The following is a 22,572-nucleotide window of genomic DNA, read 5'->3' on the forward strand; positions in this document are numbered from 1 at the left end:
TAATTTTTATGCGTTATGAATTGGGCAAAAGTACAATAATTGGCATTAAAGGCAGCCGTTTATCTGTTATCGCAACCAACCAGTTATTTTCTCAGCTACAAGATTTACCGACAGCGGCAGCAGATTATCTGTCCCGCTTTCCATAAATCCGGCCTTTTTACCCAACGGCGCCCAGCGCCCAGGATGAATCGGTCTTACCGAGGGAAACAAACCGAGGGTATTTATACCCGCCATAGCCGCTATGTGCAGGGGGCCTGTACCCGAGGCTATCAACCCGTCTGCCTGGCTGATGAAGCCAATAAGCTGTGGTAAACTCATTTTACCGGTCATGTCAACCACGGTAGCTGGCAGGGTTGTAATCCAATCGGCCAGCAATATTTTTTCTTTATCTGAGCCGGTTATAATAATATTAAATATATTCGATGACAGCACATTAATAAGCATCGCGTAATTATCAAGCCCCCACTCCATTCCGCTACCGTGCGATTTGGGGTGGATAATGAGGTTAAATTTATCACCTGATAGTTTACCGGCTAACTCTGGAGGAAGCAATGTCCTGCTTTCAAAACTGATATGCTCAATAATATCATGCAACGTTGGGACGGCTGACAGCCCCAAAGATTTTAATAATATAAGGTTGAGTTGAGCTTCATGCAGATCAGATTTTTTGCGGCTTAGCTTTACCAGCTTGTTACAGGTAAACCAATGAAAAACGCGGTTTTTGGTGCCTATGCGCAATTTAATACTCGCCGCCCTGGCTATTTGGGCTACATGCTTATTGGGAAACACATGAATAATTACGTCTATTTTTTTACCTTTCAGATAGTCAATCTGTTCTGCCTCGGACAGCTTTTTTATCTCATCATAATTAATAAAAATATCAACCGCCGCACAGGTATTTATAACAGGCTGGGTATAAGTGCGTCCTAAAAACGAAACCACTGATCCCGGTAACAGCTCTTTAATATAAGCGGCTATGGGCAGGGTAAGCACCACATCGCCGATAGCATCTGTACGGCTTATTAATATGTGTTGTATTTTTGTTTTGAGGGGCTGGGGCATTGTTGCAAACGTTGAATATGCTATGGGGGCCGAACACCGTATCTATTCTTTCTTTACTCAGAACTTAAAACTCAACACAGGCCGCACAGGTGCAATAATAAAGATTAAATTGCCTTTTGTTATGATAATTTTCGTCATTTGCATTTACAAATATGAATGTGGCAGCTGTTTTTAACAAAACCGGAATGACGAATAGCATTAACTTTAAACAGGTTGCCCGCACCTTAACCATTGTTGAAAACGACCTGCCCGGGAGCCAGGAACTATTAAAGGGCCTTACATTTAATAAACCTGCACCGGTAATTGGCATAACCGGCCCGCCCGGCGCCGGCAAAAGCACCCTGGTAAATGCTTTGATAGATTTACTGTTAAAGGATGGCAGCAAAATAGCCATTTTGGCTATTGATCCCACATCGCCTTTCAACTTCGGCTCCCTGCTTGGCGATAGGATTCGGATGTCTTCGCACTTTAACCATCCCGATGTTTTTATTCGCTCGCTGGCTACCCGCGGTTCATTAGGTGGCTTATCGGCCAAAACCATAGAAATGACCGATGTATTACGTGCCGCCGGATTTGATTATGTGCTGATAGAAACGGTTGGTGTTGGCCAGTCGGAAATTGAGATAAGCGGACTGGCGGACGTTACCCTTGTGGTACTGGTACCCGAGGGGGGCGATGATGTGCAGCACATTAAATCGGGGCTGATGGAAATTGCCGATGCCTTCATTGTTAACAAGGCCGACAGGGCCGATGCAGATGTATTTGCCAATAACCTGAAGAAAATTATAGGACAAAAAAAAGACGGACAGCCTCCTGTATTCAAAACAACGGCATTGCAGGGTACGGGGATTGCCCAGGTTGCAGGGTTTATCAAAACATCAACACAAGTAAAAAATCCGCGTCGGCAGTTACTGCTTACCGAAAAGGCTTACAAGCTGTTAGTACATAAATTAACGCATCATATAGATAAAAAAAAGCTTCAGCAAGATGTTACCGAAGCTTTAAATCACAAAGATTTTAACCTTTATAGTTTTGTTGATTCGTATTTATAACCACTTGACCAGGCTTAAGTCGAAAGCCTTAAGTTCTGAGCCTGAATTGTCATTTTCGACTAAAAACTATTCATAATCTCTTCAATATGCTCCGCCTCAACGGGAATATTGGCCATCAGGTCGCGATTACCATTGTCGGTAATTAAAATATTATTCTCAATTCGTATACCCAGGCCTTCTTCAGGTATATAAATACCTGGCTCGCAGGTTAGTACATTACCAACTTCGAATTTCTTATACCTGCTTGCAAAATCATGCACATCTAAACCCAGGTGGTGCGATGTGCCATGCATAAAGTATTTTTTATATAACGGGGCATTGGCATCCTGTTTTTCAACATCGTGTTTATCAAGCAGGCCAAGACCTATCAGTTCGCCGGTCATTATCTTGCCAACTTCATCCTGGTATTCGGCTAAAACAGTACCAGCTACAATCATGCTGCTTGCTTCGCGCATTACCCTTAACACTGCGTCATAAACAGCACGCTGTCGTGGGGTAAACCTGCCGTTAACCGGCACCGACCGGCTCATATCGGCGTTGTAATTGGCGTACTGGGCACCAAAATCAAACAGAATTACGTCATCATCATTGCAAACCTGGTTATTATCAATATAATGCAGCACGTTGGCATTTTTGCCCGAAGCAATTATGGGGCTATAGGCGTGTCCTGTAGCCCGTTGCCGTAAAAACTCGTGTATAATTTCGGCCTCTATTTCATATTCGGCAACACCGGGTTTTATAAATTTAAGTACACGCACAAAAGCATCGTTGGTGATGTTGCAGGCTTTTTGGATCAGATCAATTTCCGGCCCCGATTTTATAACTCTTAAATCTCTTAATATCAACGCCGAGCGTTCGTATTTATGCAACGGATATTTTTGGCGTAATGCTTCATACATCCGTATATCCCGGTATGGTACGGTATGTACATACCTGTCGTTTTCGTTAGTGTTTATGTAAATATTTTCGGCATAATTGATAATGCTATGTAAAATAACGTCGTATTCATGCAGCCAGTAAACACTCTCGATACCAGAAACTTGTCTCGCCTCCTCTTTTGTATACTTGTGTCCTTCCCAAATGGCAATGTGCTCGTTGGTTTGTCTTAAAAAAAGTACTTCTTTGTATGCCTTATTAGGACAATCGGGGTATAGCAGCAATATGCTTTGCTCCTGGTCGATACCCGTAAGGTAAAAAAAATCCGGATTTTGTTTAAAAGCAAAAACCTGGTCGCCACTCACCGGAAACTCATCATTAGAGTGAAAAACAGCCAGTGAGTTTGGTTTTGTTCTCGAAACGAAATTTTTTCTATTATTTGTAAATAGTGAATGGAAAATTTCCAAATATTTCATATTTAACTCTTGATTATTTTAATAAATCATTTTTTTTTCCTTATTTGTGTAACTATTACAATTTTTGGAACAATGTTTGGTCATCGTTTCAAACATAATTACTAAATTTGAAAAAAATCACAATTAAAATCGTTTAATCTTAAAAACTATGAATTATTCTACATTAAAGAAAACAGCAGCACTGTCGTTTGCTTCTTTGCTGGTTGCGGGTATGGCTAGCGCCCAAACCGACTCGACAAAAACTGGATCTGCCAAATTGTTTGGCGGGATCGGACAGTACAACACATTTAGTATCGGCGTGAACGTTGGTATAACTGATGGATTAGTGCCATTTACAATTAACACCACTAACAAATTTAAAGCTGATTTGGGCTATGGCGTGTCTTTAAGGCAACAATTATCTCATACCTTTAGCTTGCAGTTAGATTATCTGGGTGGTAAAGTTCATGGCATTGATAAAGCCGGCACTGAAAAATATGGTTATACCGAATACAAAACTTCGTTTAATTCAGGAGCACTTAGCGCCGTTTTTAACATTGCAAGCGTTAGTTTCCTGCATCGCAAAAACAGTGTTAACTTTTACACTTCTGCCGGTTTGGGTTTAGACATGTACAAAATTAAAGAAAATACAACTGCTGCAGGCGTTGTTAACACTTTGCCTTTTGGTGACAAAACAGTTAAAGAATTATTTGCTCCAGTTGGTGCAGGTGTAAAATTCAAACTTAACGATGCGTTGGCCTTAAATTTAGGTTACACTGTTAGTTTTGTACAAGGTTATAACTTTGGCGGTATTCACACTTATCCTCAGTTTAGCCACTACTCTTACACCTACGGTGGTTTAGAGTACACTTTCGGTCCGAAAACAAAACAGAACTTAGAGTGGGTAAACCCGGTTGCTCAGATGTATGACGAATTGTACGATGCTGCATTACGTCAGGAAGTTGAAGCTTTAAAAGGCCGTGTAACAAACGTAGAAACTGCTGTTAACGACCTGAAAAAAGATTCAGACGGTGACGGTGTTGCTGATCAGTTTGACAAATGTCCAGGTACTGCTGCAGGCAGCGTAGTTGATGGTTCTGGTTGCGTTATCGTATTCCCTAAACCAGCTGCTGATTCAGTTGTTGCTAAACCTACTGCTTACTCAAACATCCAGTTTGAATTTGACAGCTCGGTATTACGCACTTCATCTTACCCGGTGTTAGATGCTACTTCTGCAGATTTGCGTGCTTCTGGCAAAGGTGTTGAAGTTGACGGCTTTGCTTCATCTGAAGGTACTGCCGCTCACAACATGTCTTTATCAAAAGATCGTGCTAACTCAGTAAAAACTTACTTAGTTAACTCTGGTGTTGATGCTAAAAAAGTAAAAATCAAAGGCTACGGCGAAACCATGCCAATTGCCGATAACTCAACCGAAGAAGGTCGTGTATTAAACCGTCGTGTTCAGTTTAAACAAAAATAATCGTTGATAAAACATTATTTGCGAAAGCCCCGGATAACCCGGGGCTTTCTTCGTTTAACACGATTTAAGGATATTTGCAGGATTAAGATGACTTTGGAAACGCATCTCCCTGCTCTTTACCCTTTTTGACATCTATGTTTAGCAGGAATGTTATCTTTAAGTAATTCATGAACATCATTTTAAAAGCAACACTTTGGCTTATAGGTATTTTTACAGGCATTTACCTGGTCATTTGTTGTTTCTTTTATTTTTCGCAGGATGATTTGATCTTCCAGGGAACGCGATATCCTGCCGGATATCGGTACGATTTTCGGTCCGCTTACAAAGAGTATAATATAAAAACTGCCGATGGCAATATACTAAACGGCGTTTTATTCCTCACCCCAAAACCAAAAGGGCTTGTTTTTTACCTGCATGGTAATGGCGACACAATTAATAGCTGGCATGCAGTTGCAGGTAATTACAATAAGTTAGGCTATGATGTATTTATGATTGATTATCCGGGATACGGCAAAAGTACAGGCAATATTAAATCGCAGCAGCAACTTTTTGATGCTGTAAAAATGGCATACCAACATGTCAAAACATTATATCCCGAAAATCAAATTGTCATATTAGGCTATTCTATCGGCACAGGCCCGGCAGCCTGGCTGGCATCACAAAATCATCCGCAAAAACTCATCCTGCTTGCTCCTTACTATAGCCTGGCTGATGAGGCGAAAACGCTGTATCCATTTTTGCCCTCTTCTATTTTAAAATACCCACTCCAAACTTATGAGTACATCCAGCATACTTCTGCTCCTATTGTCATTTTTCACGGTGATGAAGATGAGTTGATAAACCACTCTTCGTCCTTCCGACTCCAAAAATACTTTAAGCCCGGCGACAAGCTAATTGTCCTGGAAGGGCAGCATCATAACGGCATAGAGGATAATGCCAGATACCTGGACTCATTGAAAAAAGTCCTGTAAACAAAATAGACGTGCACTACACGTCTATCCAATTTTTATTCTGCAGGCAATTTGCACATCTAAAATCTGCATACCCGCACATCTATCACTTAACGCTTTTCTTCTGCACAATAAAGTATCCCGCAATAAATACAACAGTTGCTACTGCCATACTTACAAAAACATCTTTTGTAAACACATCTATTTGAATGCCTTTTTGCACCGCTTCGCCTCGATGCATCATGGTAGTAATAGCTTGCATTGGGTGCGAATAAGGGAAAAGATAACAATACTCCCAGTTTTTTGAGGCCAGGATAACACCGGTAATGGTGCACACAAAGCCGATGCCCATCGGCTTTAAAAAATCGGCCCAAAGTAAACTGAGCAAAAACTGGATGGATAAGATGCCCAGCGATGACAAAAATAATTTAAAATATATCTGCGCCAGCTCCTTTTCCATGTGGTAATCATCAAACCTAAGTTCGGGTTTTACAATACTCAATAAGTTGCCAAACCCTATGGTAAACAGCACAAACAGCGCAAGTGTTAAAAACACCAGGAATACTGCATACGTATATTTGGCGCCGTATACCGCCCAACGCGAAATTGGCAAACTGAACAGGCTTTTCCAGGTATCGGCCTTGTGCTCAATACTATTTACCGAGTAGGCTATAAAAATAATAAACATGGGCAGCAGTAATGAACCCATTACGCCTAATATGGCGCCGGCAAATTGCAGCCACAGCATTATGGGTGGTGTACCTGTAAGTTTTTCGGCCTTGAGGTAAAAGCCCACAAAAAGTAAAGTGCAAATAAACAGCGGTAGTATAATGGCAGCCCAAAAACCCAACGTTTTTCGGCTTTTGTAAAATTCCGACCGGAACGATAGTATAAATCCTTTCATGGGGTTCAGGCTTTTTGGGTGATATCTAAAAACAGGCGTTCCAAATCTTTTTGCTGTTTACCTATACTAAATATGGCATGGCCGTTATTGTGCAACAGTGCATTTATTCCCGCCGTTTTTTGCTTGCTCGCGTACGGAACATACAGGTAAGTATCGGTAACATCGGTAACGGTATAACCGTTACGGGTAAGCAGGTTAGCGGCATCAACTGTGTTATCTGTCTCGATGCATACAAGCGGCTGGCTCAAGGCCTGCAACTCGCCGATGCTGCCCTGAAACAGCAGCTCGCCATGGTTAATAATACCTACGTGGGTGGCCATGCGTTCAACCTCGGCCAGTAGGTGGCTTGATATAAATACCGTTTTTTTATACTGACCAACCAGTTTAATGAGTAACTCGCGCACTTCTATTATACCGTTAGGATCAAGGCCGTTTGTGGGTTCGTCAAGGATTAAAAGTTTGGGATCGGCAAGCAGGGCAAGGGCAATGCCCAGGCGCTGTTTCATACCCAGGGAGTATTGTCCGGCTTTTTTGTGGGCCGCATTGGTAAGCTGCACAAGAGCCAGCATTTCGTCAACGCGTTTAACAGGCACCTGTAATAACAAGGCCCTGTTTAATAAATTCTCTTTCCCGGTAAGGTGTTGGTATATGGCAGGCTGCTCAATAAGCGAGCCTATTTGCGATAAAATTTGAGCGCGGTGATGTTGAATGTCCTGTTCAAATATTTGGATGCTGCCGCTTTGGATTTTGAGCAGGTTTAACAGGAGTTTGATAGTAGTGGTTTTCCCGGCACCGTTTGGGCCAAGAAAACCATATATGCTTCCTTCGGGTACCTGTAGCGCAAGTGATTTAACTACCTGCTGGTTACCGAAGTTGAAGGATAACCCTTCGGTACTAATTACCATACATTGTTGCTTTTGGCAACTGAGCAAACAGTTTTAACAAGGGTAATGCCCTTATAAAACAACGAGGTAGCGTGTACAGCTGATGTCCCCATTACTGCTGATTCCTTTTTTTGTTCAAACTGGTAGCTTACACCTAAAATAAGGGCGAACATTACCGGTATCAACAACATGATAAAAGGGTTAGAATTTTTGATAAGCGTTTTCATTGCGAGTGATTTGATAGAACAAAGAAATACTTATTTTACCACCTGCTAAAAAGTATTAGACCAACACACGGAGTTTATAGATGAACGCCTTTTTAAACATTTTAACCAGTTTATCGATTATAAAAGCCAGTTCATCGACAAATTGAATTACTATATATAAATAAACGCCCGTATAACAATCAAAATACTAAATTACATCACATTAAACCTTTTTATTAAGGGATAAAACGGCACATGCAGAACACTATTTCACCTGATAATCAAACACGCGGTTTAAAAACGGCCTGGCATATTTTCTGGCATTTACTTTTTTGGCTTGGGATGATCTCGCTGTTCATTTTCCTGGCCCGGATGAATGACCATATAACACCAAGGCAATTGGTTATTATATTTCTGGTGTTCCCTATCATCAATATCGGGTTGTTTTACATTAATTTCCTGGTATACATTCCCCGCTTCCTGGATAAAAAAAGGTATTGGGCTTATGCCTGTGTAGCTCTGATAACCATTATAGTTTTCGGTGTTGTTAAATATGGGGTAGGCCTGTTGTTTAAAGATGTGATACTGATACACAACAAGGGGCAGCAAATAAGCTTTGCCGCTTACTTTTTCAACACCGTTTTTACCAGCCTGATTTTTATTTTTTTAAGTACGGTGCTTAAATTCACTACCGATTGGTTCCTGAACGAACGCATTCAGCATGATCTTGAAAACCAGCGATTAAGCGCCGAGCTTGCTTTTTTAAAATCGCAGATAAACCCGCATTTTTTATTCAATTCCTTAAACAGTATTTACTCGCTGGCCTATCAAAAGTCAGATACCACGCCCGAAGCTATCCTGAAGCTATCCGAAATTATGCGCTACATGCTTTACGAGTGCAATGACAACCGGGTTGATTTAAGCAAGGAGTTGCAATACCTGCACAACTACATCGATTTGCAAAAAATCCGCTTCGGTAATAAGGCATTTATTGATTTTAAGGTAATGGGCGACGTAACCAACCAGCAAATTGTACCTTTATTATTAATAGCCTTTATTGAAAACGCTTTTAAGCACGGTGTGGCCAATGATGTGATGACGCCTATTAAATTGCTCATTAATGTTGACGAATGCCAACTGCACTTTTACATTCAAAATAAAAAACATACCCATAACCGCGATGCTATTGGCGGCATAGGGCTAACTAATGTACAAAGGCGTCTTAATCTTTTATATCCCGGTAAGTATACTTTAAATATCAGGGATACTGAAGATACCTATACTTGTGAATTATCAATAATCTTGTGAAAGTTCCTCTGTCATGCTGAGTACGAAGCATCTGCTTGCCAACTTTTCTATCGGTCATGCAAAGCTGATAGATCCTTCGTACCTCAGGATGACAGGAAAATTGGATAAACATAAACATTACCCAAACCATGAACCAGTTAAAAACCATTTTATTAATGCTGTTGTTAGCCGTATGCAGGTACAGCGCCTCGGCACAAAATGATCCAAAACTTACCGAAGTTTGGGATCCGGAACCAGCCATAGTGCATCCGGGCGTTGGCAATAAAGCGCCGTCAGATGCCATTATTTTGTTTGATGGAAAAAACCTGGACGAATGGATAGATCAAAAAGGAATGCCCCCCGGCTGGACAATTAAAAACGGTATCCTTACCGTGAAACCCGGCAGCGGCTCCATCATCACCAAAAAAAACTTCGCCGATTGCCAGCTGCATATTGAATGGCGCACACCGGCCATTGTAAAAGGCGAAGGCCAGGAGCGCGGCAACAGCGGCGTAATAATGCAAAGCCGTTACGAGCTACAAATACTGGATAGTTATAAAAATCGCACCTACTCCAACGGGCAGGCTGGCTCTGTTTACAAACAACACGTGCCTTTGGTAAATGCTTCGCTTAAACCCGGTGAATGGCAAAGGTATGATATCATTTATACCGCGCCGCGTTTTAATTTAGATAGTTCGCTTAAAGCACCGGCTTACATTACGGTTTTACACAACGGCGTGCTGGTACAAAACCATGTGGCTATAAAAGGCACAGTAGCCCATGTTGGCCAGCCTAAATACACCAAGCACAATTTTGCACAGCCGTTATTGCTGCAGGAGCATGAATTCCCCGTATCGTTCCGCAACATCTGGATCAGGGAGATCAACGTTCAAAAACTTTTTAACGGCAAGGACAAAACCGGCTGGTATGCTTTTTTAGATACGCTGGGCAAAAACAACGATATCCATAACAATTTCGTAGTGGAAAATGGTGCGGTGCATGTAATGGGTAAATATTTTGGCTATATGAGCACCCTCAAATCGTACTCCAATTATTACCTTAAAGTAGTATTCAAATGGGGCACCAAACAATATTTTCCGCGCCAAACCAGTAAGCGGGATGCCGGTATACTTTATCATTTTGGGTTGGTGGAAAAAGATACTGTTTGGCCAAAGTCAATAGAATTTCAGATACAGGAACAAGATTGCGGCGACTTTTGGTGCGTTAAGCACACCAACGTTGATTCGCCAAATAAATGGGAAGTAGCCTGGGACCAAAAGCACATTTTCCGCACAGAAAATTTTGAAAAGCCACGCGGCGAATGGAATACGCTGGAGATTATTTGCAACGGCAACCAAATTGAGCATTATGTAAATGGGCACCTGGTAAACTGGGGGACGGGTTCGGTAACCGAAGGCAGGATACTATTACAATCAGAAGGGGCCGAGATATTTTATAAATCGGTAGAGTTAACGCCGCTATGATGAATGTGAAAAGCATCACTGATCCTCACTTAATATACACCGTGGCTGATTCCAAAAAAAACAAAATTATCTGGACTAAATATACAGCAGGTAGTGAATGGCTTCATTTGGGAGATATCGACAATATAAATAGGAAGCTTGTTACTGACGCTATTAACGTTCAGTTCAGTGAAGAAACACTTTATATCGTCACTACGCGCATTGGATCGAGGCCAGCAACAAAGTATACTGTTGAAGAAGATATTTTAAGCCTGCTATGTGTCCACAATTTTACAATATGGGACACAGCGTTTAAACAAGTAATTGAGTTTAACAAAATTGGAACAATGCGTTGTGGACAATCATTAGTATAAAATTTATTTAATAAACCATTTAACTCTTATTTTTACAACATGATCAGATGCCTGGTAGTTGATGATGAGCCTTTAGCGCTGCACATTTTGGAAGATTATATATCTAAAATGCCTTTTTTGCAATTGGTGAAAGCCACAACCAACCCGATTGAAGCCCTTACCCTGGTACAGGCAGGCAATGTGGACCTGGTATTTTTAGATGTACAAATGCCCGAACTTACCGGCATCCAGTTTTTAAAGATAGCCAACGGTAAAGCCAAAGTGATACTTACCACCGCTTACCCGCAATACGCTTTAGAGGGCTATGAGCTGGATGTGGTTGACTATTTATTGAAACCCATCGCTTTCGATAGGTTTTTTAAGTCAGTACAAAAAGCCCAAAGCATTATACAGCCCGTAACCAAAACTGTAATACAGGCCGAACCTGCTCAGCAGGACGATTTTTCGACGGATTTTATCTTCGTAAAAACCGAACATAAGATTCAGAAGGTTTACCTGCACGATATTTTGTTTATTGAGGGATTGAAAGATTACATCTCCATATTTACCTCTGCAGAACGGATTATTACCCTGCAAGGTATGAAAAAAATGGAAGATGCCCTGCCCGAAAGACATTTTGTACGGGTGCATAAATCATACATCGTAGCACTTAACAAAATTGACAGCATCGAGCGAAGCCGCATCCAGATAGGCGAAAAAATTATCCCCGTTGGCGACACCTACCGCGATGAGTTTTTCAAGATAATTGATGATAAAAACGTTTAGTATTCCCAACCCAATTAAGACAATTGTGGCTTGCAAGAAAATTCTATAATTTGTAATTACATTAATTTTGAAATAGGTGAGTACAAATAAACAAGATACCGAAAAAAAAGCAGGTGATGCAGCTAATCAAAAAGCATCCCCTTCAGGGGGCGGGGGAGGCTCCTCCGTTACCGGTAAAGCGCTTGATTGGAAATTGTTAAAACGGGTTATGCGCTATGTAAAGCCCTACAATACCACATTTGTGATTGCCGTTTTTTTAACGGTGTTTTTGGCGGTTGGCGCATTACTGCAACCTATCCTGATTCAACGTACGCTGGATGTAAATATACTGAATGACGATTACGATGGGCTGGTTTTTATGGTTGGCCTGATGGTGGCGCAACTGATTATTCAAACTGTGGCCCAGTATTATCAAACTTATTTAACCAATACATTGGGTCAATCCGTTATTCGCGATTTGAGGATTGACATTTTTAACCATATCACCAGTTTAAGGCTAAAGTATTTTGACAGGACACCAATTGGCATGCTTATCACGCGGACGGTATCCGACCTGGAAACCATTGCCGATATATTTTCTGAAGGACTCATCAGCATCATGGGCGATATGCTGCTGGTGTTTGCCGTTATCGGCCTGATGCTTTGGCAGGACTGGAAGCTGGCATTAATTACTCTTATCCCTATGCCTTTCCTGTTTGCATCAACGTACGTTTTTAAGGAGGCCATCAAATCATCGTTCCAGGAAGTGCGTACCCAGGTGGCCCAGTTGAATACTTTTTTGGCCGAGCATATCTCGGGTATAAGCGTTATCCAGCTTTTTGCACGGGAGGACCAGGAGATGCGTAAGTTTAAAGCGGTTAACGTAAAGTACCGTGATGCCAACATCCGCAGTAACTGGTATTATTCTATATTTTTCCCGGTGGTCGAGATTTTGTTTGCCATTTGCATAGGCCTCCTGGTTTGGTATGGTTGTAAACGGATGCTTACCGATGGGCAGCTGGCCAGCTTATCTGCATCAAAAAAAGGGATTACCCCTGGATTGATAACCGGCTTTATTGTGCTGCTTAATATGCTTTTTAGGCCCATCCGCCAGTTGGCCGATAAATTTAATACCCTGCAAATGGGTATGGTAGGCGCCGACAGGATTTTTAAAGTACTGGATACCGACGAGGTTGCTATTGACAACGGCACCCTAAAAACCGGCAGACTGCAGGGCGAAATAGAATTTGACAAAGTGTGGTTTGCCTATAACGACGAAAATTGGGTGCTAAAAAACATCAGCTTCCACGTAAAACCCGGCGAAACACTGGCCCTGGTAGGTGCTACCGGAGCGGGCAAATCATCTACCATCAATATCCTTAACCGTTTTTACGAGATAGGAAAAGGCAGCGCCAAAGTTGATGGTCATGACATTCGCAACTATGAGGTTGAGTTCCTCCGGTCGCAAATAGCAACGGTTATACAGGATGTGTTCCTGTTTACTGATACCATTGCCAACAATATCAGCCTTAATAATCAATTAATCACCCGCGAGCAGATCGTCGCGGCAGCAAAAGATGTTGGTGCCCACGAGTTTATTGAACGCTTGCCCGGCGGCTATGATTATAATGTAATGGAACGCGGATCGACCCTTTCGGTGGGACAATCGCAATTGATATCTTTTATCCGCGCGCTGGTATACAATCCGGCCATTTTGGTTTTAGATGAGGCTACCTCGTCGGTAGATACCGAAACCGAGATACTGATCCAAAATGCGATCAATAAACTGATGCAGGGCCGTACGGCGATAGTTATCGCCCACCGCCTTTCCACCATTCAAAATGCCGACAGGATTATCGTACTTGACCACGGCGAGATTATGGAAATGGGCACCCACCAGGAACTCCTTAAAATTGAGCACGGGCACTACCGTAAACTTTACGATTTGCAGTTTAACTCGGCCGGGATAGCAAGATAGGTTGTACGTTTTACGTGCGATGTTATATGTTTTTAACTGTTCTAACTAAACGTATAACTTAAAACGTACCACGTAAAACCCCGTTAATTTTTAGGTGCCGCCTTTACCGAATGTACCGGTTGTTCTTCCCGTTCGTGTTTTTTGGCAATGTTGCCGCCATGTGGCTCGTCGGAATGATACTGCTTGTCTTGGGGTTTTACCTTGCTTTTGCCGCCGTTATCGTTTGGCCTGGTGGTTGGTGTATCCGATGGCGATTGTTTGTGTTTATCGTTTGCTGGCTTTGTCATGAAGGTATAACAGGGTGGTAATGGCATTTGTTTATTGTCTGAACCGGAATTTTTAGAATTAAGCGAATTATTCGAATTTGATTAAACGCGGGTAGAGTAAAACCTGCAATTAAATTCTGTTAATTTTTTAATTCGATGAATTCCGGTTCAGACAATTCGTTAATAAATGTTAAAACCCGCACACTATTACGTTATTAAACCATTTTTATAAACAATAAACTTTTACCTTTAACCCGTGTTTCTTAATTTCGCACATTATAGATGTGAGATATGAGATATGAGATGTGAGACAAGCTGCCGAATGCGATTGTTTTTATCTCAAATTTCAAATCTCACTTCTCATATCTAAACAAATATGGAAGAATTTGAAGCAAGCTCATCGTCAAAAAAGGTAAAAACCATATACATTTCAACCGTATTTGGTATTGCCATGGTGTTGTTAATGGTGGGTTTGTTAGGATTACTGCTAATAGATGCCAATAATATTTCGCGATACGTTAAGGAAAATATTGTATTGAATATTTTTGTTGACGACGCCGCACACGAAACTGACGTACTGCAGTTGCAAAAACAACTGGATGCCAACCCTATGGTGAAGCAAACCCAATATGTAAGTAAAGAACTGGCTGCCCGTAACCTGCAAAAAGACTTAGGCGAAGATTTTGTGAAATTCCTTGGATATAACCCCTTATCACAATCGCTGGATATTTATATGAAGGCCGATTTTGCCAATAACAAGGATATCGAAAAGTTTAAAGCCGACCTGCTGAAAAACCCATTGGTTAAGGAAGTTAAATACCAGCAATCGCTGGTTGATAAAATGAACGAGAATGTGAAATCTATCAGTCTCATCATTTTAGCCTTCGCAGGCATTTTCGTAGTGTTATCAGTAGCTTTAATTAATAATACTATCCGGCTTGCCATTTATTCGCAACGGTTTTTAATTAAATCTATGCAGCTTGTTGGTGCAACTAAGGGCTTTATCCGTAAGCCATTTTTACTATATGGCATCTGGCACGGGCTTTTAGGGGGCTTAATTGCTATAATCCTGTTAATTGGTGCACTATACCTGGCTTATCAACAAGTGCCCGACCTGGTTTTCCTGCAAAGCTATTCGGAATTTGGAATGGTATTTTTAGGCGTGGTAGGGTTAGGCATATTTATATCTGCCTTTAGCACATTCCTGGCTGTTAACAAGTTTTTACGTTTAAAAATATACGACCTATATAGGTAAGCTAAAGTCAAAATTAAAAAGTCAAAAATTGATTTGCAGGTTGGTAATCACTAATTCACCAACTCACTAAATCACTAATTAAAAAAACATGGCACAAAAATTTAAACCAACAACGCCTTTAAAAACATCGGCAACTGCATCGGCGCCAAAAGCGGCAAAAACTATCAGTAATGAGCCTGTAGAGTTTATTTTTGATAAAAGCAACTACAAGTTTTTAATCATCAGCGTATTAATAGTAGCCTTTGGTTTTGTGCTGATGTCTGGTACTACCGATATTTATAGCAATACCAAAATTGTTATAGCCCCTATTGTAGTACTGGCTGGCTTTGCTTTAGGTTTTTACGCTATTTTAAAGAAGCCTGAAGTTAGCAAGTAGCTGATTGGTTGATTAGGTGAATGGCTGGTTGGGTTAACCGTTTCAGCTTTGTTTGCCAAATCAACCGGATTCATTATCTTTCCAATACATCATAATATCTATCCCAACCCCAAAAAATCACAATGAATCTGATCCACGTTATCGTGCTTGCAATTATCGAAGGCATTACCGAGTTTTTGCCGGTATCGTCAACCGGGCATATGGTTATTGCCTCGGCGTTTATGGGAATCGGTACTGACGACTTTGTAAAGCTGTTTGAAGTTGCCATTCAGTTAGGTGCCATTCTATCAGTTGTAATTTTATACTTTAAGCGTTTTTTCAAGTCGTTTGATTTTTATTTTAAACTGGTAGTAGGCGTTATACCGGCTGTTATAGTTGGCGTATTATTCAAAAAGAAAATTGATATTTTATTAGAGAGCCCCCTTGTAGTGGCTTGTTCATTACTAATAGGCGGTGTAGTATTGTTATTTGTTGATAAATGGTTTAATAAGCCGGCCGTTAAAGAAGAAGCTCAAATAAGCTACGCAACCGCGCTTAAAGTTGGTATTTTTCAGTGTTTGGCTGTTATCCCCGGCGTTTCCCGTTCGGCTGCAACCATAGTTGGTGGTATGAGCCAAAAGCTTACCCGCACCGCCGCTGCCGAGTTTTCGTTCTTTTTAGCAGTGCCTACCATGTTTGGTGCTACGCTGAAAGAAATCTGGGATTTTCATAAAGCCCATGCTACGGGACCGCTATTTACCGGTGAGCAGATTAAATTTTTAGTCGTTGGCAATGTTATAGCTTTTATTGTGGCTATGCTGGCTATTAAATCATTCATTACTTTTCTGGAGCGCAAAGGCTTTAGGCTTTTTGGCTGGTACCGTATTATAGTTGGCGCTTTTATTATCGTTTTGATATTAAGCGGTCACCAACTACAGGTATTGTAGCCCCACCCAAACCCTCCCCGGAAGGGAGGGCTTCAAAAGCAAATTGAAGATTATTTGAATTCTCCCCAACCGGGGCAGGCTAACGCGTCTAATTGGGTTAACACAACTTAACATATTTCAGATATATTTTTTGTAAATATTTGATAGACAATGTTTTGTATTTTAACATGGTTAACGCTAAACTGATAGGGCAATTTAGGCGCATCCAAATATTTGTACCTGCTGCAGGCCAATGCAGGTCTGTTTGGTACCTGGAGCATTAACCACGATCAGCCAACAAAAATAAGGTGTTGTTTGATACTTATATCTTCCCGACGCTATAAGATTATCACATCAGCTATTATTAAACAACAGCTAATCGCCGTCAACTATTTAGATGCGTTTGCCCTGGCAACCCCGGAGGGGTATTCGGGATTTGATTTTTATTGTACTCATGATTGCTATGCAATTTAGAGGTGGCTTTTCCATACCTTTGCCGCTTTAACAACATTACTTGAAAAGTACTTACCAAAACATCCAGGAATTTGCCGATGGCCAGCTGTTGCTGGTGAACAAACCGTATCAATGGACAAGCTTTGATGTGGTGGGCAAAATCCGCAATTCTTTTAAGCCTTTAAAATTGAAGGTTGGCCATGCTGGCACGCTCGATCCGCTGGCTACCGGATTGCTCATCATCTGCACCGGTAAAATGACCAAGCAGATTGATACCTTCCAGGCCGAAGAAAAAGAGTACACCGGTACCATGGTACTTGGCGCAACCACGCCATCGTATGATATGGAAACCGAACCCGACAATAAGTTTGATACCAGCCAACTTACCGAACAACAGCTGCGTAGTAACTGCGCACAGTTTACCGGCGATATACAGCAATACCCGCCTGCGCACTCTGCAATTAAAATAGACGGCGAGCGTTTGTACGAAAAAGCCCGCCGCGGCGAAGAAGTGGAACGGCGCCTGCGGAGCGTTACCATAAGCGAATTTGAACTTACACGCGTTGAATTGCCCGAAGTTGATTTCAGGGTGGTATGCAGTAAGGGCACTTACATACGTAGTTTGGTACATGATTTTGGCGCTGCTTTAAATAACGGGGCATACCTGTCTGAATTAAGGCGTACCCGCAGCGGCAGCTATAAGGTAGAGGATGCCTGGGAGGTGATGGAGTTGTTTAATACTATTAAAAGTCTTAAGCCCTAAGTCGTTAGTATTAAGTTTGTCATTGGAATGGAAGTGATTTCGCGCGACTTTTGACTTAAGACTGACTACTTGAGACTACGGACTTAACATCCGAACTTAAACTAAAAAACTAAATTTGCGTTTTTACTCATCAAATGAGGATATACAACAATATTGACGAATTTACGGCGATAAACAACGCGGTTGTCACCATTGGCACATTTGATGGTGTGCATATTGGCCACCGTAAAATTATTGCGGGTATTAAAGAGCTGGCGCAGCAAACCGGCGGTGAAACCGTTATCCTTACCTTTTTTCCGCATCCGCGGATGATACTGCATCCCGAGGATGAAAGTATTAAGCTGATAACCACCATTACCGAAAAGGCTCAATTGATGGAGCAGCTTGGCGTCGATCATTTGATCATCACCCCATTTTCGCGCGATTTTAGCAATCAAACCGCCGAAGACTATATACGCGATGTGCTGGTGAATAAAATTGGCACCAAAAAAATTGTGATAGGGTACGATCATCGGTTTGGCAAAGACCGCCAGGGCGGCCTGGAAGACCTGTTGAAACTTGGCCCAGTTTATGGTTTTGATGTAGTGGAAATTCCCGAGCAGGATATTGATGAAGTTGCCATAAGTTCAACCCGCATCCGCGCGGCATTGTTAAACGATAAGATCGATTTAGCAAATGCCTTTCTTGGCTACCCTTTTTTTATAACCGGCAAGGTAGTGCGGGGCGACCAGATTGGAAGGCAGATAGGCTACCCTACAGCCAATATCGTGGTAGAGGAAAAATACAAGCTTATACCGGCTGATGGCATTTTTGCGGTAACGGTAATAATTGCCGGCGAAAGCTACAAGGGTATGGCCTACATCGGCAGCCGCCCAACCGTAAACGGCCTCACCCGCAACATCGAAGTAAATATTTTTGACTTTGACCGGGAGATTTACAACCAAACCATCAAAATGGAATTTCACCACTACGTGCGCGGCGATGTAAAGTTTGCCGGCCTTGATGAGCTGAAGGCGCAACTGGCGCAGGATAAGGTGGATGTACTGAGGTTGCTGGCTGTCTGAATCAGAATTTCTCGCGTTTGATTATTTGTGGGTGCTCAAGAGCGCTACGCGGTTTACAGAATTTTAGAATTCTCAGAATGTCTTTAAACTGAGAGCACAGCAGTAAGTCTTTTATAATTCTGTAAATTCTGATTCGGACAAACAAATCCGGCAAAATACCCGCGCATCAAACCTCACCCCACACATCAAATCCCTCATAAATCCCTAAAAACTAAAAACTAAAACTGTACCTTTGCCTGTCAATATGACTTTAATTGTCGCTGTGGCGTAATTATTGAGTTTGTTGCATCATATAAAAATAATATGTTAGATTTTATAAGTAAGCTTTTTGGAAGCAAATCAGAGCGGGATGTAAAAAGTATTAAGCCTATAGTCGAAAAAATTAAGGCTGAATATGCAAAACTCGGTAACATCAGCAATGATGAGCTTAGAGCTAAAACAATAGGTTTTAAACAAACAATTGCCGAAGGCCTATCGGGCATCGACAGCGAGATACAAGCCATAAAAGATCGTACCGAAAACGAACTGGATATGGATGTATCCGAAAAGGTTGAGTTATACACTCAGCTGGATAAGCTGGAGAAAGACCGTAATAAAGAGCTTGAGGATATATTGATCAATATATTGCCCGAGGCGTTTGCCGTGGTTAAAGAAACCGCCAGCCGCCTTGCTGCAAATAAATTTATAGAAGTTACCGCAACCGATTTTGACCGCCAGCTGGCTGCCCGCAAAAGCAATGTAACGATTAAAGGCGACAAAGCTTTTCACGCAAACACCTGGCTTGCTGCCGGTAACGAGGTTACCTGGAACATGGTTCATTACGATGTACAGCTTATAGGCGGTATAGTATTGCACCAGGGTAAAATATCTGAAATGGCTACGGGTGAAGGTAAAACACTGGTTGCTACACTGCCTGCATACCTTAACGCGCTTGCCGGCCAGGGTGTACACATTGTAACGGTTAACGACTACCTGGCACGCCGCGATAGCGAGTGGATGGGCCCTTTATACGAATTTCATGGTTTATCGGTTGATTGTATTGATAAACACGAGCCCAACAGCGAGGAACGCCGCGCCGCTTACCTGGCCGATATAACTTTTGGCACAAATAACGAGTTTGGTTTCGACTACCTGCGTGACAATATGACACGTAGTCCTGAAGAGCTGGTTCAGCGCAAATTGCATTACGCCATGGTGGATGAGGTGGATTCGGTTTTAATTGATGACGCCCGGACACCTTTAATTATATCTGGACCTATCCCACGTGGCGACGAGCACGAGTTTTACGAGTTGAAACCACGCATCGAGCGTTTGGTTAACGCCCAAAAAGCGTATGTGAATACGGTATTGAACGAGGCTAAAAAAGCCATTAACGATGGTGACACCGATCCGGAAAAAGGTGGATTGGCTTTATTGCGTGCTTTCAGGGGTTTGCCCAAAAGCAAAGCGTTAATTAAATTCCTGAGCGAAGGCGCTAACAGGAGCACCCTGCAAAAGGTTGAAAATTATTACATGCAGGATCAAAGCAAGAATATGCCTAAGGTAGATTCGGAGCTTTATTTTGTTATCGACGAAAAAAACAACCAGGTTGAGCTGGCCGAAAAAGGTATCGAACTGATTACCTCATCGGGCGAAGATCCTCACTTTTTTGTAATGCCTGATGTAGGCACCGAAATTGCCGAGATTGAAAAATCAAACCTGAGTACCGAAGAAAAGATTGCCCGCAAGGACGAGCTGATGCGCGATTTCTCGATCAAATCTGAGCGTATTCACTCTGTTAACCAATTGCTGAAAGCATATACCTTATTTGAAAAGGATACCGAATACATTTTGGACGAAGGCAAAGTGAAAATTGTAGATGAGCAAACAGGCCGTGTATTGGATGGCCGCCGTTACTCTGATGGTTTACACCAGGCAATTGAAGCTAAAGAAAATGTTAAGGTTGAGGATGCTACCCAAACTTTTGCTACCGTAACCCTGCAAAACTATTTCAGAATGTACCACAAGCTTTGCGGTATGACGGGTACTGCCGTTACCGAAGCAGGTGAGTTTTGGGAAATATACAAGCTGGATGTGGTAGAAATACCAACAAACACCCCTGCAAGCCGCGAAGACAGGCAGGATTTGGTATACCGTACCATCCGCGAAAAATATAATGCCGTAGCCGATGAAATTGTAAAACTAACGCAGGCCGGCAGGCCGGTACTGGTTGGTACAACATCGGTAGAGATCTCGGAGTTATTAAGCCGTATGCTTAAGCTGCGCGGTATTAAACATAACGTACTGAATGCCAAAATGCACCAGAAAGAGGCCGATATTGTGGCCGAAGCCGGGCAGGCAGGCACAGTTACCATTGCTACCAACATGGCTGGCCGTGGTACAGATATTAAACTGGGTGCAGGTGTACAGGCAGCAGGCGGTTTGGCCATTGTAGGTACCGAGCGCCACGAGTCGCGCCGGGTTGACAGGCAGTTGCGCGGTCGTTCCGGTCGCCAGGGCGATCCGGGTTCTTCACAGTTCTTTGTATCGCTGGAAGATAACCTGATGCGTTTATTCGGATCGGAAAGGATCTCGAACCTGATGGTGCGTATGGGCATCGAAGAGGGCGAAGTTATCCAGCACTCCATGATCTCCAAATCAATTGAACGTGCACAGAAAAAGGTAGAAGAAAACAACTTTGGTATCCGTAAGCGTTTGCTGGAGTATGATGATGTGATGAACTCGCAACGTACCGTTGTTTACACCAAACGCCGTAACGCGCTGTTTGGCGAACGTTTGGATGTTGATTTGAGCAATACCATTTTTGACGTGGTTGAGGATATCACTACGGAATATAAAGAGGCTAACAATTACGAAGGATTTAATTTAGAAATGATCCGCCTGTTCTCGGTTGATGTGGAAGTTGATGCCGATAAATTCGCTGTAAATTCAATTAATGCCCTGGTTGATCACGTATTCCAAACGGTGATGGACTTTTACAAACGTAAAGGCGATGCTGTATCTGCCCAGGCTTACCCCGTATTAAAAGATGTTTACGATACCCGAGGCCAGTATGTAGAAAATATTGTGGTTCCGTTTAGCGATGGCATCCATGGCATACAGGTTTCTGTTCCGTTGAAAAAAGCGGTGGAGAACCATGGTCACGAGGTGTTTAAATCATTCGAGAAAAACGTTACCCTGTACCTGATAGATGATGCCTGGAAAGAGCATTTGCGCGAAATGGACGAATTGAAACAATCTGTTCAAAACGCGGTTTATGAGCAAAAAGATCCACTGTTGGTTTACAAATTTGAGGCTTTTAATTTGTTCCGCGGCATGTTGGCCAATGTGAATAAAGAGATTGTAAGCTTCCTGTTCCGCGGCGGTATCCCGGTTCAGCAGCAGGCCGAAGAAGTAAGGGAAGCCAAACCAGAACCAAAACTGGATCTGCGTAAGCTAAAAACCACCAAAGCCGAAATGGTAAGCGAAAGCAACGGTGTGCCGATGGACGATTTTCCGCAGGAAATTCAAAAAGCTACCCCTGTAAGGGTTGAGCAAAAAATTGGCCGTAACGACCCTTGCCCTTGCGGAAGCGGTAAAAAATATAAAAACTGCCACGGTGTAGGGCAGAATTAAGAAGCCCGGCCTCCCTGAGGGAGGAGGAAAGAAAGCCCGTCATCGGGGGTGGTGAAATCCACTAATTTTGAAGGGAAAATGACATTCGAATATAAAGGCTGTCATGCTGAGGTACGAAGCATCTATTCGCGAACTTTGCAAGTGTACTATGCATGACGTA

20 protein-coding genes are annotated in these 22,572 nt (G+C 42.3%); 14 read left to right on the top strand and 6 right to left on the bottom strand.

What is annotated here, in order from left to right; all coding sequences use genetic code 11:
• Positions 1-66 precede the first annotated feature (66 nt).
• Positions 67-1,062, bottom strand: a complete 996-nt coding sequence (locus tag PQ469_RS01670; protein WP_274211439.1) for a glycosyltransferase family 9 protein — start codon at positions 1,060-1,062, stop codon at positions 67-69.
• Positions 1,063-1,247: 185 nt separating this feature from the next.
• On the opposite strand from PQ469_RS01670, the gene meaB reads away from it, so the two are divergent.
• The gene (meaB, locus tag PQ469_RS01675; protein ID WP_274211440.1) at positions 1,248-2,114 is read left to right on the top strand and encodes a methylmalonyl Co-A mutase-associated GTPase MeaB; all 867 of its coding nucleotides are present in this window, start codon (positions 1,248-1,250) and stop codon (positions 2,112-2,114) included.
• 59 nt (positions 2,115-2,173) lie between these two features.
• Here the strand turns inward: meaB and PQ469_RS01680 are convergent, their stop codons facing one another.
• Positions 2,174-3,466: an aminopeptidase P family protein gene (locus tag PQ469_RS01680; RefSeq protein ID WP_274211441.1), complete on the bottom strand. Its 1,293-nt coding sequence runs from the start codon at positions 3,464-3,466 to the stop codon at positions 2,174-2,176.
• A 148-nt stretch (positions 3,467-3,614) separates the two neighbouring features.
• Here PQ469_RS01680 and PQ469_RS01685 point away from each other — a divergent pair, with 148 nt between their 5' ends.
• Both PQ469_RS01685 and PQ469_RS01690 read left to right on the top strand, forming a co-directional pair.
• Positions 3,615-4,925, top strand: coding sequence for an OmpA family protein (locus PQ469_RS01685; RefSeq protein ID WP_274211442.1), 1,311 nt, complete (start codon positions 3,615-3,617; stop codon positions 4,923-4,925).
• 167 nt (positions 4,926-5,092) lie between these two features.
• On the top strand, positions 5,093-5,896 hold the full coding sequence (locus PQ469_RS01690) for an alpha/beta hydrolase (RefSeq protein WP_274211443.1): 804 nt from the start codon (positions 5,093-5,095) through the stop codon (positions 5,894-5,896).
• Between the two features lie 85 nt (positions 5,897-5,981).
• Here PQ469_RS01690 and PQ469_RS01695 read toward each other — a convergent pair whose 3' ends face one another.
• The 3 genes from PQ469_RS01695 to PQ469_RS01705 are packed head-to-tail and all read right to left on the bottom strand — an operon-like array spanning position 5,982 to position 7,890.
• Positions 5,982-6,779 carry an ABC transporter permease gene (locus PQ469_RS01695; RefSeq protein WP_274211444.1) on the bottom strand — a complete coding sequence of 266 codons (798 nt, stop codon included), beginning with the start codon at positions 6,777-6,779 and terminating at the stop codon, positions 5,982-5,984.
• A gap of 5 nt (positions 6,780-6,784) precedes the next feature.
• The gene (locus PQ469_RS01700) at positions 6,785-7,684 is read right to left on the bottom strand and encodes an ABC transporter ATP-binding protein (protein WP_090641165.1); all 900 of its coding nucleotides are present in this window, start codon (positions 7,682-7,684) and stop codon (positions 6,785-6,787) included.
• Complete coding sequence (locus PQ469_RS01705) at positions 7,678-7,890, bottom strand: hypothetical protein (protein ID WP_090641167.1); 213 nt, start codon at positions 7,888-7,890, stop codon at positions 7,678-7,680. The genes PQ469_RS01700 and PQ469_RS01705 overlap by 7 nt, the downstream gene beginning before the upstream one ends.
• A gap of 234 nt (positions 7,891-8,124) precedes the next feature.
• On the opposite strand from PQ469_RS01705, the gene PQ469_RS01710 reads away from it, so the two are divergent.
• The 5 genes from PQ469_RS01710 to PQ469_RS01730 all read left to right on the top strand — a co-directional run bounded on the left by PQ469_RS01710 (position 8,125) and on the right by PQ469_RS01730 (position 13,715).
• Positions 8,125-9,177: a sensor histidine kinase gene (locus PQ469_RS01710; protein WP_274211445.1), complete on the top strand. Its 1,053-nt coding sequence runs from the start codon at positions 8,125-8,127 to the stop codon at positions 9,175-9,177.
• 128 nt (positions 9,178-9,305) lie between these two features.
• Positions 9,306-10,640: a 3-keto-disaccharide hydrolase gene (locus PQ469_RS01715; RefSeq protein ID WP_274211446.1), complete on the top strand. Its 1,335-nt coding sequence runs from the start codon at positions 9,306-9,308 to the stop codon at positions 10,638-10,640.
• Positions 10,641-10,681: 41 nt separating this feature from the next.
• Positions 10,682-10,993: a hypothetical protein gene (locus PQ469_RS01720; protein WP_274211447.1), complete on the top strand. Its 312-nt coding sequence runs from the start codon at positions 10,682-10,684 to the stop codon at positions 10,991-10,993.
• A gap of 39 nt (positions 10,994-11,032) precedes the next feature.
• Positions 11,033-11,758, top strand: coding sequence for a LytR/AlgR family response regulator transcription factor (locus PQ469_RS01725; protein ID WP_090641173.1), 726 nt, complete (start codon positions 11,033-11,035; stop codon positions 11,756-11,758).
• 208 nt (positions 11,759-11,966) lie between these two features.
• Positions 11,967-13,715 carry an ABC transporter ATP-binding protein gene (locus PQ469_RS01730; RefSeq protein WP_274213857.1) on the top strand — a complete coding sequence of 583 codons (1,749 nt, stop codon included), beginning with the start codon at positions 11,967-11,969 and terminating at the stop codon, positions 13,713-13,715.
• 83 nt (positions 13,716-13,798) lie between these two features.
• On the opposite strand, the gene PQ469_RS01735 is transcribed toward PQ469_RS01730, so the two are convergent.
• Positions 13,799-14,002 (bottom strand): hypothetical protein, encoded by a 204-nt coding sequence (locus tag PQ469_RS01735; RefSeq protein WP_274211448.1) that lies wholly within the window; start codon positions 14,000-14,002, stop codon positions 13,799-13,801.
• 355 nt (positions 14,003-14,357) lie between these two features.
• Here PQ469_RS01735 and PQ469_RS01740 point away from each other — a divergent pair, with 355 nt between their 5' ends.
• The 6 genes from PQ469_RS01740 to secA all read left to right on the top strand — a co-directional run bounded on the left by PQ469_RS01740 (position 14,358) and on the right by secA (position 22,412).
• The gene (locus tag PQ469_RS01740) at positions 14,358-15,236 is read left to right on the top strand and encodes a cell division protein FtsX (protein WP_090641177.1); all 879 of its coding nucleotides are present in this window, start codon (positions 14,358-14,360) and stop codon (positions 15,234-15,236) included.
• Positions 15,237-15,324: 88 nt separating this feature from the next.
• A complete protein-coding gene (locus tag PQ469_RS01745; RefSeq protein ID WP_090641179.1) occupies positions 15,325-15,612 on the top strand; it encodes a DUF3098 domain-containing protein in 288 nt (95 codons plus the stop codon).
• Positions 15,613-15,734: 122 nt separating this feature from the next.
• Positions 15,735-16,538: an undecaprenyl-diphosphate phosphatase gene (locus tag PQ469_RS01750; RefSeq protein WP_274211449.1), complete on the top strand. Its 804-nt coding sequence runs from the start codon at positions 15,735-15,737 to the stop codon at positions 16,536-16,538.
• A gap of 493 nt (positions 16,539-17,031) precedes the next feature.
• The gene (gene truB, locus PQ469_RS01755) at positions 17,032-17,733 is read left to right on the top strand and encodes a tRNA pseudouridine(55) synthase TruB (protein WP_274211450.1); all 702 of its coding nucleotides are present in this window, start codon (positions 17,032-17,034) and stop codon (positions 17,731-17,733) included.
• A gap of 134 nt (positions 17,734-17,867) precedes the next feature.
• Positions 17,868-18,797 (top strand): bifunctional riboflavin kinase/FAD synthetase, encoded by a 930-nt coding sequence (locus PQ469_RS01760; RefSeq protein ID WP_090641183.1) that lies wholly within the window; start codon positions 17,868-17,870, stop codon positions 18,795-18,797.
• 303 nt (positions 18,798-19,100) lie between these two features.
• Positions 19,101-22,412: a preprotein translocase subunit SecA gene (secA, locus tag PQ469_RS01765; RefSeq protein WP_274211451.1), complete on the top strand. Its 3,312-nt coding sequence runs from the start codon at positions 19,101-19,103 to the stop codon at positions 22,410-22,412.
• Positions 22,413-22,572 lie beyond the last annotated feature (160 nt).

Source organism: Mucilaginibacter sp. KACC 22773 (assembly GCF_028736215.1).
In the GTDB taxonomy this organism is placed as follows: Bacteria; Bacteroidota; Bacteroidia; order Sphingobacteriales; family Sphingobacteriaceae; genus Mucilaginibacter.